13 protein-coding genes are annotated in these 13,295 nt (G+C 70.9%); 7 read left to right on the top strand and 6 right to left on the bottom strand.

Annotated elements, in window-relative coordinates; genetic code table 11:
- Positions 1 to 375 precede the first annotated feature (375 nt).
- From JOD54_RS35515 to JOD54_RS11560, 5 genes are read left to right on the top strand one after another with little or no spacing between them, the layout of a single operon-like run.
- Positions 376 to 1,308, top strand: a complete 933-nt coding sequence (locus JOD54_RS35515) for a winged helix-turn-helix domain-containing protein (protein WP_204450546.1) — start codon at positions 376 to 378, stop codon at positions 1,306 to 1,308.
- The gene (locus JOD54_RS35510) at positions 1,305 to 2,231 is read left to right on the top strand and encodes an ArsR/SmtB family transcription factor (RefSeq protein ID WP_204450545.1); all 927 of its coding nucleotides are present in this window, start codon (positions 1,305 to 1,307) and stop codon (positions 2,229 to 2,231) included. The genes JOD54_RS35515 and JOD54_RS35510 overlap by 4 nt, the downstream gene beginning before the upstream one ends.
- Complete coding sequence (locus JOD54_RS35505; protein WP_204450544.1) at positions 2,228 to 3,157, top strand: ArsR/SmtB family transcription factor; 930 nt, start codon at positions 2,228 to 2,230, stop codon at positions 3,155 to 3,157. Before JOD54_RS35510 ends, JOD54_RS35505 begins: the two co-directional genes overlap by 4 nt.
- Before the next feature lie 51 nt (positions 3,158 to 3,208).
- Entirely contained in the window at positions 3,209 to 4,474 is a 1,266-nt protein-coding gene (locus JOD54_RS11565) for a magnesium transporter MgtE N-terminal domain-containing protein (RefSeq protein ID WP_239574396.1), read from the top strand.
- Positions 4,467 to 5,003, top strand: a complete 537-nt coding sequence (locus JOD54_RS11560) for a DUF1003 domain-containing protein (protein WP_204450542.1) — start codon at positions 4,467 to 4,469, stop codon at positions 5,001 to 5,003. Before JOD54_RS11565 ends, JOD54_RS11560 begins: the two co-directional genes overlap by 8 nt.
- Here JOD54_RS11560 and JOD54_RS11555 read toward each other — a convergent pair.
- The gene (locus tag JOD54_RS11555) at positions 5,000 to 5,452 is read right to left on the bottom strand and encodes a MarR family winged helix-turn-helix transcriptional regulator (RefSeq protein WP_204450541.1); all 453 of its coding nucleotides are present in this window, start codon (positions 5,450 to 5,452) and stop codon (positions 5,000 to 5,002) included. The genes JOD54_RS11560 and JOD54_RS11555 overlap by 4 nt on opposite strands.
- 125 nt (positions 5,453 to 5,577) lie before the next feature.
- Between JOD54_RS11555 and JOD54_RS11550 the strand changes: the two genes are divergently transcribed.
- Positions 5,578 to 6,723 (top strand): Mrp/NBP35 family ATP-binding protein, encoded by a 1,146-nt coding sequence (locus JOD54_RS11550; RefSeq protein WP_204450540.1) that lies wholly within the window; start codon positions 5,578 to 5,580, stop codon positions 6,721 to 6,723.
- A gap of 81 nt (positions 6,724 to 6,804) precedes the next feature.
- On the opposite strand, the gene tatB is transcribed toward JOD54_RS11550, so the two are convergent.
- From tatB to sigE, 4 genes are all read right to left on the bottom strand, one after another.
- Positions 6,805 to 7,203: a Sec-independent protein translocase protein TatB gene (tatB, locus tag JOD54_RS11545; RefSeq protein ID WP_204450539.1), complete on the bottom strand. Its 399-nt coding sequence runs from the start codon at positions 7,201 to 7,203 to the stop codon at positions 6,805 to 6,807.
- 44 nt (positions 7,204 to 7,247) lie between these two features.
- Positions 7,248 to 8,513 (bottom strand): S1C family serine protease, encoded by a 1,266-nt coding sequence (locus JOD54_RS11540; RefSeq protein ID WP_307859942.1) that lies wholly within the window; start codon positions 8,511 to 8,513, stop codon positions 7,248 to 7,250.
- A 1,420-nt stretch (positions 8,514 to 9,933) separates the two neighbouring features.
- A complete protein-coding gene (locus JOD54_RS11535; RefSeq protein ID WP_204450537.1) occupies positions 9,934 to 10,542 on the bottom strand; it encodes an anti-sigma factor family protein in 609 nt (202 codons plus the stop codon).
- A gap of 22 nt (positions 10,543 to 10,564) precedes the next feature.
- The gene (gene sigE, locus JOD54_RS11530) at positions 10,565 to 11,149 is read right to left on the bottom strand and encodes an RNA polymerase sigma factor SigE (protein WP_307860533.1); all 585 of its coding nucleotides are present in this window, start codon (positions 11,147 to 11,149) and stop codon (positions 10,565 to 10,567) included.
- 270 nt (positions 11,150 to 11,419) lie between these two features.
- Between sigE and JOD54_RS11525 the strand changes: the two genes are divergently transcribed.
- Positions 11,420 to 12,070 (top strand): O-methyltransferase, encoded by a 651-nt coding sequence (locus tag JOD54_RS11525; RefSeq protein ID WP_204450535.1) that lies wholly within the window; start codon positions 11,420 to 11,422, stop codon positions 12,068 to 12,070.
- Here the strand turns inward: JOD54_RS11525 and glgC are convergent.
- Positions 12,067 to 13,284, bottom strand: coding sequence for a glucose-1-phosphate adenylyltransferase (gene glgC, locus JOD54_RS11520; RefSeq protein ID WP_204450534.1), 1,218 nt, complete (start codon positions 13,282 to 13,284; stop codon positions 12,067 to 12,069). The two genes, JOD54_RS11525 and glgC, sit on opposite strands and share 4 nt — an antisense overlap.
- Between the last annotated feature and the right edge of the window lie 11 nt (positions 13,285 to 13,295).

The raw sequence follows: 13,295 nt of genomic DNA, 5'->3' as shown, positions 1-13,295 counted from the left end.
GACCTCCGCGCGAGGTTAACCGACCAGTAACAACCAGTGTTCTAGTCGACCACGCCCCGAGCCGGGCCGCCATTGTGGCCACCGCCACTCCCCCGGCGGCCGGGACCACCCCCCGGTCCCGGCCGCCAGACCCCCAGGACCACAGGAGATCGCGAACCGACCGGTAACCGGAAACCATTCGAAGGCGTTCGAATGCAGCGTTAGCGGCCCGACCCAGATGGTTGACAGGGTCTCGACCCGCCCACGACGTCCCTGGCTGCGTTGCCGAAACGACCGAGTACGCCCAGTACGAGGCCGTTCCGGCGCCTTGCCAGGAACGCCGTGGACAGGCCGATACCCCACCAACCATCTGGGTCGAGCCGCTAGCCTGGCCAGGTGATCACCGCCCGGTTGTCCGCCCCGGTGCTCAGCCGGGTCCGGCTGGCGATCTCCCCCGCGGCGGAGGCCCTGGCCTGGCTGGTGCTGACCGTCGACGGTGGACGGCACCCGATCTTCGGCGCCCCCGGACCGGCCGCGCGGTTCGCCCTGCGCGACCGCGACGTGCGGATGATCGCGAGCACGCTGCCGCAGGGGCCGGGCTACATGCCCGACCTGCTGTCCCCGCCGCCCCCGCGCGGTCCGGCGGAGCGGACGTGGGCGGATCAGCTGGAGGTCACCGCCGCCACCGAGGCGGACGTCGCGGCCAAGCAGGTCCGGTCCAGCATGCGGCCGAACGCCGACGCCGTGCGCGCGGCGGAGTCCGGCACGTTCGCCGCGCGCGCCGCCCAGGGGCTCGCCCGGTTCTGGTCCGCGGCGATGGCCGACAGCTGGTCGGGGCTGCGCGAGCGGCTCGACCTCGACGTGGCCGCGAAGTCGAAGCTGATGGCGACCAGCGGTATCGGTGAGGTGCTCGGCACGCTGCACACCGGCATCCGCTGGAACGGGGAAGCCGTCGAGGTCGCCAAGAACGCCTGCTACTGGGACAAGGCGCCGACCGATCTGGTCATCAGCCCGGTAGCGCTGACCTGGCCCAACTACTACGTGCAGCTCGAAGACCAGGAGAACTCGGTCTTGTACTACCCGCCGCAGGGGCTCGGCGTCCCGACCGACGGCGACCGGGACGCCATCTCGCGGCTGATCGGCTCCACCCGGGCGACGCTCCTGCAAGACCTCCACGTGCCGCGCAGCACGACCGACCTGTCCAAGCGCCACCACCTCGCGGCGGGGACGGTGTCGTACCACCTGTCCGTGCTGCACGGCTCCGGGCTGGTCACCAAGTCGCGGGCCAAGAAGACCGTCCTCTACCAACGCACCGACAGGCTCCAGTGATCACAGCCCACCTCGACGCGGCCGTGCTCAACAAGGTCCGCCTCGCCACGTCCCCCGCCGCCGAGGCCATGGCTTGGCTGTTCCTCACGGTCAACGATCACCAGCACCCGATCTTCGGCAAGCCGGGGGCCGCGGCTCGGTTCGCGATGCGCGACCCAGATGTCCGACTAGTCGCGAGCACGCTCCCCAGCAACGCCAACTACAAGATGGACCTCTTAGCCCCTCTCCCGCCTCTTGTTCCCCCCGACAGGGTTTGGCCTACGCAACTTGAGGTGATGGCGGAGACCTCGGTGGAAGACGCCGCGAGCCAGGTGGCGCAGTTGGACGCCCCGCCGAAGGAGGTCATCGCAGCGGCTGAGGCGGGGACGCTCGCTTCGCGGTTCGCGAACGGGATGAGCAAGTTCTGGTCCACCGCCATGGCCGACAGCTGGCCCGGTCTGAAGGAACGCCTCGACGCCGACATCGCGGCCAGGGCCCGGATCATGGCGACGGAGGGCATCGGTTCCCTCTTGACCTCCCTGCACGGCGACATCACCTGGGACGGCGACACGCTGCGGATCGCCACCCCGTGGGAGCAGGACGGGCGGCCGAGCGACCTGACCGTGACGCCGGTGGCCCTGACGTGGCCAAGGTTCTACATCCAGTTGGGCGACACCGAGAACGCCGTCCTGTACTACCCGCCGCCCACGCTCGGGTCGGCCAACACCGACCCCGCCGCGATGGCCAAGCTCCTGGGGCAGACCCGCGCGGCCCTGCTGCGCGACCTCGAAGCACCGTGCACCACCACGGACCTGGCCAGGCGGCACGGCCTGGCGCCCGCGACCGTCTCCTACCACCTGTCCGTCCTGCACAGCTCCGGCCTGATCAGCAAGTCCCGCGCCAAGCGAACCGTTCTCTACCAACGCACCGACAGGTTCCAGTGATCACGGCCCACCTCGGCGCGGCCGTGCTGAACAAGGTCCGCCTCGCGACGTCGCCCGCCGCTGAAGCGATGGCTTGGCTCTTGAACACCGTCAACGAGCGCCAGCACCCCGTGTTCGGCAAGCCGGGAGCCGCGGCACGCTTCGCGCTGCGCGACCCAGATGTGCGTTTGGTCGCGAGCACGCTGCCTAGCGGTCCCTACTACAAGCCGGACCTCATCACACCGATCCCGCCTATAGTTCCGCCCGACCTCGTCTGGCCTACCCAGTTGGAACTGATGGCGGGGACGTCAGCGGAAGTCGCGGCGCAACAGGTGGCGAAGATGCCAGCCCCGTCGAACGCGGTCGTCGCTGCGGCGGAAGCGGGGACGCTCGCCACACGACTCGCCAACGGGATGGCCAAGTTCTGGACCATAGCCATGGCCGACAGTTGGTCCGGCTTGAAGGAACGCCTGGACGACGACATCTCCGCCAAAGCGCGGATCATGGCGACAGAAGGCGTGGGCGCACTCTTCACGTCCCTGCACAGCAACATCACCTGGGACGGCAGCACGCTGCGGATCGTCAACTCTTGGAACCGTGAAGGCACACCGGGCGACCTAACGGTGACACCGGTGGCCCTGACGTGGCCGGAGTTCTACACGCAACTGGAAGAGGCGGAGAACTCCGTCTTGTACTACCCGCCTCAAGGTCTGGTCGCGCCCAAAGCAGACCCGGCCGCGCTAGCCAAGCTCTTGGGCCCTACGCGCGCGGCCCTGCTGCGCGACCTCGATATGCCCCGCACCACTACGGACCTGGCCAAGCGACACGGCCTGGCACCAGGAACCGTCTCTTACCACCTGTCCGTGCTCTATAGCGCCAGCCTGATCACCAAGGCGCGGGTCAAGCGCGAGGTGCGGTACCAGCGCAACGACCAGGTCATCCGCTGACGCCGACCGGTGCGCGGGCCCGAGTCGGGCTAGCCTGACCGCGTGGCGGGCATGGGCAAGATCTTCGCGGCGCAGTTGCTCGGTCTGCCGGTGTTCGGGCCGGACGGCGAGTCGATCGGCCGGATCCGCGACCTGGTGGCCGGGCTGCGCACCGACGGGTCGCCGCCGAGGGTGCTCGGCGTGGTAATCGAGCTGGCCACCCGGCGGCGGATCTTCGTGCCGATGCTGCGGGTCGCCACGATCGACGCGAACGCGGTCACCCTGGCCACCGGCTCGGTCAACCTGCGGCACTTCCACCAGCGGCCCAACGAGGTCCTGGTCGTCGGCCAACTGCTCGACGCCAGGGTGACGGTGGTGGCCAGCGGCGCGCGGGCCCAGGTGGTCGACACCGCGATGGAGCAGACCAGGACCAGGGACTGGGTGCTCTCGCGGGTCGCCATCCGCGAGCGCACCGGGCGGCTGGGCAGGCGCGGACCGGTGACGGTGCTGGCCTGGTCGGAGATCCGCGCGCCGGGGATCACCGAGCTGTCCACCGCGCCGCAGGCCGCCGACCAGCTGCTGGCCGTGTTCGACACCATGCGGGCCGCCGACGTGGCCACCGCGCTGCAGGACCTGCCGCTCAAGCGCCGCTACGAGGTGGCCGACGCGCTCGACGACGAACGGCTCGCCGACGTCATCGAGGAGCTGCCCGAGGAGGACCAGAAGGAGCTGCTGGCCCACCTCGACGAGGAGCGCGCCGCCGACGTGCTCGAGGCGATGGACCCCGACGACGCGGCCGACCTGCTCGCCGAGCTGTCGGAACCGGACAAGAACCGGCTGCTGGAGCTGATGGAGCCCGAGGAGTCCGCGCCGGTCAAGCGGCTGCTGGAGTACTCCTACGACACCGCGGGCGGCCTGATGACCCCCGAACCGATCGTGCTCACCCCGGACGCGCCGATCTCCGAGGCGCTGGCCCGGGTGCGCAACCCCGACCTGCCGCCCGCGCTGGCCAGCATGGTGTTCGTCTGCAGGCCGCCGACGGCCACCCCGACCGGCCGCTACCTGGGCTGCGTGCACATCCAGCGGCTGCTGCGCGAACCGCCGTTCGACCTGGTCGCGGGCGCGGTCGACAAGGAGTTGGCCCGGCTGCGGCCGACCGACTCGCTGGTCGAGGTGACCCGCTACTTCGCCACCTACAACCTGGTCTGCGCGCCGGTGGTGGACGACGAGGAACACCTGCTCGGCGCGATCACCGTCGACGACGTCCTCGACCACCTGCTGCCGGAGAACTGGCGCGAGCGCGAACCGGTCGGCCGGAACGGGAGCGACAGTGCCTGAGCCAAGCCCCCGGCGCCGCCTCGACCAGCCCCGCCAGCCGCGCGGGTGGCGGCTGGCCATCGACCCGGACGCCTTCGGCCGCTTCTCCGAGCGGCTGGCCCGGTTCCTGGGCACCGGCAAGTTCCTGTTCTGGCAGACGCTGATCGTGCTGGCCTGGATCACCACGAACCTGGTCGCGGTCACCCTGCGCTGGGACCCCTACCCGTTCATCCTGCTCAACCTGGCCTTCTCCACCCAGGCCGCCTACGCCGCGCCGCTGATCCTGCTCGCGCAGAACCGCCAGGACGACCGCGACCGGGTGTCGCTGGAGGAGGACCGGGCGCGCGCGGCGCAGACCAAGGCCGACACCGAGTTCCTCGCCCGCGAGCTCGCCGCGCTGCGGTTGGCCGTCGGCGAGGTCGCCACGCGCGACTACCTGCGCGGCGAGCTCGACAAACTGCGCGGCGACCTCAAGGGCAAGCGGAACAAATCGCGGCCGGACGCGAAAACCCTGCGCGAGGACCCGCGCTGGGACGAGGTCTCGAGCTAGTCGATCAACTTCCCGCAGAGGTCACCCAGATCGCTCAACTGGGTGTCATCCAATCGCGCGACAAAGTGCCGGGCAACACCGGCGAGATGCGTTTTGGACGCGGTGCGCAACACGTCCAGCCCCTGTTCGGTGAGCGCGGCGACCACCCCCCTGCCATCGCCCGCGACCCGTTCCCTGGCCACCATCCCGGCCCGTTCCAGCCGGTCGACCAGCCTGGTCACCCCGGAGCGCGACAGCAGGACCGCGTCGGCGAGTTCTGCCATTCGCAATTTGCGGCCCGGGGCTTCCGCCAACTGGACAAGGACGTCGTAGCCCCCGAGGGAAAGCCGTTGCTCGGCGACCAACTCGGCCTCGAGCACCCGGGTGATGTGCGCGTGCGCCCGCAAAAAGGTGCGCCACGCGTGCAGTTCTTCTCGGGTGGGCCGGGCGGTGCTCTCCGGCACGGTCAAGATTCCTCCTAGCGGCACAAACAGGGTGGTAATGGTACGGAACGGGACCGGGTCCGCACGCGGTGGACTGTGGTTCTGACCATCCGCGCGCACCCCGCCCCGCTACCCGCCCGTAGCATGGGGCGGTGACCACCACCCAACAGGTTCCCGAGGTCGAGGCCGTCCGCAAGGCCCTGGCGGGCGTGCAGGACCCGGAGATCCACCGGCCGATCACCGACCTCGGCATGGTCAAGGACATCGCGGTGCACCCGGACGGCCGGGTCGAGGTCGCGGTCTACCTCACCGTGGCGGGCTGCCCGCTGCGCGACAAGATCACCAAGGACGTCACCGCCGCGGTGGCGGCGCTGCCCGGGGTGGCCTCGGTCGCGGTCGAGCTGGACGTGATGGACGACGCCCAGCGCACCGCCCTGCGCAAGACCCTGCGCGGCGACGCCGAGGAGCCGCGCATCCCGTTCGCCGAACCCGGCTCGCTGACCAGGGTGTACTGCGTGGCCTCCGGCAAGGGCGGCGTCGGCAAGTCCAGCGTCACGGTCAACCTCGCGGTCGCCATGGCCGCGCGCGGGGTCAAGGTCGGCATCGTCGACGCCGACATCTACGGCCACTCCATCCCGCGCATGGTCGGCGCGACGGACAAGCCGACCAAGGTCGAGAAGATGATCCTGCCGCCGCAGGCCAACGGCGTGAAGGTCATCTCGATCGGCATGTTCACCCCGGGCAACACCCCGGTGGTGTGGCGCGGCCCGATGCTGCACCGAGCGCTGCAGCAGTTCCTGGCCGACGTCTTCTGGGGCGACCTGGACGTGCTGCTGCTCGACCTGCCGCCCGGCACCGGCGACATCGCCATCTCGGTCGCCCAGCTGATCCCGAACGCCGAGATCCTGGTCGTGACCACGCCGCAGCAGGCCGCGGCCGAGGTCGCCGAGCGCGCCGGGGCGATCGCCCTGCAGACCCGCCAGCGGGTCGCCGGGGTGATCGAGAACATGTCCTGGTTCGAACTGCCCGACGGCACCCGCGCCGACCTCTTCGGCACCGGCGGCGGCCACACCGTCGCCGACTCCCTGTCGCGTGCAGTGGGCTCGACGGTGCCGCTACTCGGCCAGGTCCCCCTCGACCCCCGCCTACGCGAAGGCGGCGACGCCGGGACGCCCCTGGTCCTGTCCCAGCCCGACACCACAGCGGCGAAGGTCCTGACCGACATCGCGACCAAGCTCTCGGTCCGCGCCCGCGGCCTCGCAGGCCGGATGCTCTCGGTGTCCCCCGCAGGCCGCTAGCGCCCGTCCGATTACCGCCGTTTCACGGGGAACACACAACAGACGAAAGAGACCCGGCGCCTGCGCCGGGTCTCTTCGTCGTCAGGTGGCGTCCGGGTCGATCGGGGGACGCTCACCGGGGTTGAGCTTGGGGGGATCCGCCTTCGGTGCGGGCGGGGCCGGGGGGATGGCCGGTTGCGACGCGGCGAAGCCGTTGGGCTTGGTGCCGTTGGTGTCGTCACCGAAGAGCTGTTTGGCGACCATCTGCTTCGGGTCGAAGTTGCGCAGTTGCTGCAGGTCCTGCAGCGGTTTGCGCAGATCGTCGAAGTCGGTGCCCAGCTCGCCCTTGAGCTGGTCGCGGGCCCCCGTCGCGAACTCGCGCACCTTGCGCATGCTGCGCCCCACCCAGGCGGCCGCACCGGGTAACCGCTCCGGGCCCAAGATGAACAAACCGGCGATGCCGAGTACGAGGATCTCGGCCCAGCCGATGCTTTCGAACACCCTCGCTACCTCCGAACTACGCCTCAGGCCACCAGCGTAGCCGGTCAATCCGACTGCAGGGTTACCTGAATGGTCAGCTCCCGGCCCTGCCTGGCCAACACCACGGGAACGGTCTGCCCCGGCTGGTACTGCCGGACCGCCACGGTCAGCTCGGCGGCGTTGCGGACCTGCCGGTCGCCGACCTTGCGGATCACGTCGCCCTCGGCCAGCCCGGCCTTGGCGGCCGCCCCGCCGTCGGTCACGTTGACCACCTGGGCGCCCTCCGCGGTCTCCGCGGACACCGACTTGACGTTCGCGCCGAGGTCGGCGTGCTTGACCGACCCGTCGCGGATGATCGCCTCGGCGATGCGCTTGGCGTCGTTGGACGGGATGGCGAACCCGAGGCCGACGCTGCCGGTGTTGCCCGCGCTGCTGCGGATCGCCGAGTTGATGCCGACCAGCGCGCCGGTGGAGTCCACCAGCGGGCCGCCGGAGTTGCCCTGGTTCACCGCGGCGTCGGTCTGGATCGCGTCGTAGGTGATCGGGGACTCGCCGTTGTCGCCGCCTGCCACGACCGGCCGGTGCAGCGCGCTGACGATGCCCTCGGTGACGGTGTCGGTGAGGCCCAGCGGCGAGCCGATGGCCAGCACGCTGTCGCCGACCTGCAGCTTGGCCGAGTCGCCGAACTGCAGCACGGTCGGGTTGGTGACCTTCACCTTGATCACCGCGAGGTCGGTCTTGGGGTCGGTGCCGACCAACTGCGCCTCGGCCCTGGTCCCGTCGGTGAACACGGTGGTGATCTTCGCGGAGGCGTCCGCGCGGCCCTCCAGGGTCACCACGTGCCAGTTGGTCACGATGTAGCCGGAGCCGTCGATCACCACCCCGGACCCGGTCCCGCCGCCCTGGGCGATCTTCACCTCGATCGACACCACGGCGGGCCGCACCCGCTTGGCGATGTCGGCGACCGACCCAGCGGGCCGCTCCTTGCCGACGTCGGTCTGCGCGAGGGTCACCTCGCTGGTCAACGCGTCCCCACCCCTGGCGACCAACCACCCGACGAACCCACCGGCCGCCCCGATCACCAGCGCGACCAGCCCGAGCACACCCAGCGCCAACGGCTTGACCCGCCGCCCGAACAGCACATCGCTCAGACTGAGCAGCGGCCCGGTCTTGTCCGGCGCCCCCTCGTCCTCGTCGTCGTCCTTCGCCACCGCGGGCGGCCCGATCACGGCCCCAGCCGCCGGATCCCGCCACGGGTCGGAGTCCGCGGACCAGAGAGCCTCATCGCCCCCCGCCCCCGCCTCCCGACTCCCCGGCGGCCGCTGCAACACCGCGGTCTCCCCCACAGGCCGCCCAAACGCACTAACCAAAGCCTCCGGCGTCGGCGGGGTGGACCGAACCTCCCCCACAGCCACCGGCGCAGCCCCAACCGGGGAGAACGCCCCAGCGACACCAGCAGGACGCCCGAACACCGCCTCAGCGGAAGGATCCACCGCCGGACGCTCCAACGGCCTGGGCGCGAGCCGCTGCTCACCACCCGACTCAGGGTTCTGGTTCATCACCGTCCACCCTGCCAAACCCCCGGTGAAGTGCGCGTGCGGACCCCCACCCCCCGTTCCGGGGACCACCCCCACCACACCAACCCCCACCACACCACTGGGGGGCGTCCCCGGTGCCAGTTTACCGGGGGTGGGGGGCGCGGAAGGGGGTTGCGAAAAGCTGTGGATGGGCGGGCGGGTTGTGGACAAGTGCGGCCTGGGTGAAGCGGGTGGTTGGGGTCAGGTTCACCCGGGAGTGTCGCGGGAGGGGCGGAGGGAGAGACGCGGCGAAGGCGAGCGACGCGGGCAGGGCGGACGGGACGACACGAGAAGGCGCAGCAAAGTGGCAGGAGCGGGACGGAAGCCGGGGACGCGGCCAGGACGGGAGGCGCGGTCAAAGCGAGGGCGGGCGGCTGCGCGAGAAGGAGGGCAGTGAGGACGAGGGAGGCACAGCGCGAAAGAAGGCCGCAGCAAGGACGGGATCGCGGTGCGGGAGGCGGGGGCAGTGAGGGCAGCGGGGAAGGACGGCACGGACGGGGACGGCGCGGGAGAAAGGCGGCAGGGTCAGGGACGACACGGCGCGGAAAGAGGGAGTGCGTCAAGGAGGGGCGGCTGCGAGCACCAAGAGGTGGGCGAGCCGCAAGGCGCGGTGAGCAGTGAGGCGGCGAGGGCCCGCAGCGTGGGCAAAGGACGAGGGCGGTGTGCGGAGAAAGGGCGGCGAGGGCGAGGCGCCGGACGCGGCAGGCAGGCGGCAATGCACGGGTGGGGGATGTGGCATGGGGACGCGGCAGGCGAGCGAACGGTGGAGGAGGGAGAAGCGCTGCGAAAGCAGGACTCGCATGACGAGCGGCCCGACACGGCTGGCGGCACGGCGAGGCGGGTAGCGCTGTGAGCAGCACGGAGAGGGCGAGGGCAAGAAAACGCAGCCCGGAGCGGGGCATAGGGAGGCGAGGGCCGCAGCGGAAGCGACGAGGCGCGGCAAGGGCCAACGGCGTGGCAACGAGGCACGCGGCGAGGGGACGCGGTACGGACGAGGGGACCGCGTGAGTGGCGGCTAGGAGCGCAGCACCGCCTCGGCAGGGACACAGCAAGCATGTGAGCGGCGCCGCGGCGTACGGAGAAGGGTCACGCGGCAGCGGCTGTGGAGTGATCAGGGGACAGCATGAAGGCCACCGCCTTGGTTGGCAGTGGCCTTCACGTGTGGAGAAAGGTCTTAGCGGGCGGCCACCATGCTGTAGTTGGGGAACAGGGACGGCATGGTGCCTTGGCCGACGAAGCCCACGGGCTGGGCTCCGCCGTCGAGGGGCTGGGTGGGCTGTGGGGTGGCCGCTGGGGTTGGGCCGCCGGTGTTGACCAGGGCCAGGGCGCCGAGGACGAGGCCGGACACGACCACGCCTGCGCCTTGGGCGGCTCGGCGGTTGCGCTTGCCGAGGACCACTCGGCCCTCGCCCAGTTTGGGGCCGGAGCCGAAGGGCGCGCCCGCGCCGAACGCGGCGGCGGCCCGGTCGGGGCGTTGGATGGCGACGAGCTGGCCGTCGGCGGTGACGGCGAGGCCGTCGGGGGTGGCGGGCAGTTCGGTCTCCAGCGGGATGGCCCGCAGCGCGGCGAGCAGCCCGGCCGACATGGCCGGGGCGGACGCGGCGCGGACCTCGGCGCTGGCCTGGCGCTGCGCGGTGATCTCGGCGGCGCAGCCGGTGCAGCTGGTCAGGTGGGAGGTCACCCGGTCGTGGGCGGCCCGGCTGAGCTCACCGTCGACGAAGGCGACCACGGCGTCGGGCAGCAGGTGCTGCTCGCCCAGCCCGAGGGCGCGTTCGAGCGTCATGAGTCGACCTCCACACAGGTGGTCATGCCGATGCCTCCCGCGCCAGCGCCCGGCGGCGCTCCAAAGCCACCCGCAGTGCCTGGCGGCCGCGGTGGATCCTGCTGCGCACAGTACCCAGCTTCACCCCGAGGGTGGCGCCGATCTCCTCGTACGACAGCCCTTCGACGTCGCACAGGACGACCGCGGCGCGGAACTCCGGGGGCAGCTCGTCGAGCGCGGCCTGCAGGTCCGGGTCGAGGTGCGTCTCGTCGTAGACCTCTTCGGGGCTGGGTTCGTCGCCCTCGATGCGGTCGGTGTCCTCGGGCAGGCCCTCCATGCGCAGCCGGGAGCGGCGCCGGACCATGTCCAGGAACAGGTTCGTGGTGATCCGGTGCAGCCAGCCCTCGAAGGTGCCGGGCTTGTACGACGCGAGCGAGCGGAACACCCGGATGAACGTCTCCTGGGTGAGGTCCTCGGCGTCGTGCGCGTTGCCGGAGAGGCGGTACGCCAGCCGGTACACCCGGTCGCCGTGCTCGCGCACGACCTCGTCCCAGCTCGGGACCGTCCACTCGGCCTGCTCGGTCAGCTCGACCGGCTTGACCTCGGTCGCGCTCTGCGTCGTGGGGATGCGCACCTCCTGAAGCCCGTCCTGCCCACTACCGTTCCCAACGCCAGCGCGGCCCGCCGTGTTCCCCGCGCTCGCCCTGCTCTTCGACCCCACCGCGCCCAGTCCCACAGCGTCCCCGCTCTCGCCACTTCCCCTGTTGACGACCACGATGCCGCCCGCCCATGTGGCAACCCTCAGAGTGGGCTGAGACGAGGCTGAGAAAACGTGGCCGGGTGACCTTCCGGTCAGGTTCACCCGTTTTGGCCACGAGCGCCGCTAATCTGCGTTCCCGTGGCACCGGAACCGCCCGTCGCTGGCCCGGTGGGGCTCAGCGACTACATCGAGGGTTACCTCGTCGAGGACGACACGCTCGTCGCGGCGCGGACCCTGGGCGCCCAGCTGGGCTGCGCCCCGGTCGGCGCGGCGACCGGCGCGGCGCTGCGGTTCCTGGCCGCGGCGCTGCGGGCCAAGGCGGTCGTGGAGGTCGGGACCGGGGTGGGCGTCAGCGGCCTGCACCTGCTGCGCGGGATGGCCCCCGACGGGGTGCTGACCTCGATCGACGTCGAACCCGAGGTGCAGGCGGTCGCCAAGCGCACCTTCCGCCAGGCTGGCGTCCCGCCCGGCCGCACCCGGTTGATCATGGGGCGGGCTCTCGACGTGCTGCCCAGGCTCAGCGACGGCGGCTACGACCTGCTGTTCGTCGACGCGGCGGCCACCGAGTACCCGGCGTTCCACGAGCACGGCGTGCGGCTGCTGCGCCCCGGCGGGGTGCTCGCCTTCGACAGCGTCCTCTACCAGGGCAACATCGCCAACCCGGCCCGGCGCGACGCCGAGACCCTCGCCCTGCGCGAGGTGGTGCGGGCCGTGCGCGAGGACGACCGGCTGGTCCCGCTGCTGCTCCCGCTGGGTGACGGCCTGCTGCTCGCCGCCAAGATCGCCTAGTCGGCGCGCGCGCCCTTGCCGAGCACGACCACCCCGCTGGAGCTGACCGTGTAGCGCTGCCGGTCGGCCTCCAGGTCCACCCCGAGTCGGACACCGTCGGCGACCACGACGTTCTTGTCCAGGATCGCCCGCCGGACCACGGCGCCCTTGCCGACACGGGCACCGGGCAGCAGCACGCTGCCCTCCACGACCGCCCCGTCCTCGATGACGACGTCGGCGCAGATGACCGAGTCGGTCACAGTGGCGCCGGAGATGACCGATCCGGGTCCGACGATCGACTCGGTGGCAGTGCCGCCGTTGACGAACTTGGCGGGCGGTAGCGGTGGGGTCGCGGTGCGTATCGGCCAGAGCCGGTTATAGAGGTTGAAGACGGGGTGCACCGACACTAAGTCCATGTGCGCGTCGTAGAACGCGTCGATGGTCCCTACGTCGCGCCAGTAGCCCTTGTCGCGTTCGGTCTCCCCTGGCACGACGTTGTCGGCGAAGTCATAGACGTGGGCGGCGCCCTGGTCCACCAGCATCGGGATGATGTCGCCGCCCATGTCGTGCATGGAGTCACGGTCGGCCGCGTCCGCGCGTAGGGCCTCGATCAGCGTCGATGTCGAGAACAGGTAGTTGCCCATAGAGGCGAACGTGACGTCGGGGTCGTCGGGTACTGAGGGCGGGTTGTCCGGCTTCTCCAAGAAGCTGGTGATCCGCCCAGAGGCATCCGAGTCGATGCACCCGAACGCCCTGGCCTCGTGGCGCGGGACCCGGATGCCCGCGACCGTGACGCCCGCCCCGGAGTCGATGTGCTGCTCGAGCATCTGGCCGGGGTCCATGCGGTAGACGTGGTCGGCACCGAACACCGCGATGTAGTCGGGCTGCTCGTCGTAGACGAGGTTGAGCGACTGGTAGATCGCATCGGCACTGCCTTGGTACCAGCGCGGCCCGAGGCGCTGCTGCGCCGGGACCGGGGTCACGTACTGGCCCAGGACGTTGGACAGCCGCCACGTCGTGGAGATGTGCCGGTCCAGGGAGTGGGACTTGTACTGGGTCAACACGCACAGCTGGTGGAACCCGGCGTTGACCAGGTTCGACAGCACGAAGTCGACGAGGCGGTAGTTGCCCGCGAAGGGCACAGCGGGTTTGGCCCGGTCCGCCGTGAGGGGCCACAGGCGTTTGCCCTCGCCACCAGCCAACACGATCCCGAGTACGCGCGGCTTGCCCTTCACACGATGAATCT

The sequence above is a fragment of the Actinokineospora baliensis genome (assembly GCF_016907695.1).
GTDB classification, from domain to species: domain Bacteria; phylum Actinomycetota; class Actinomycetes; order Mycobacteriales; family Pseudonocardiaceae; genus Actinokineospora; species Actinokineospora baliensis.
Note: the sequence above shows the minus strand (reverse complement) of the source record. Positions and strands in the feature narration are given on the sequence as shown.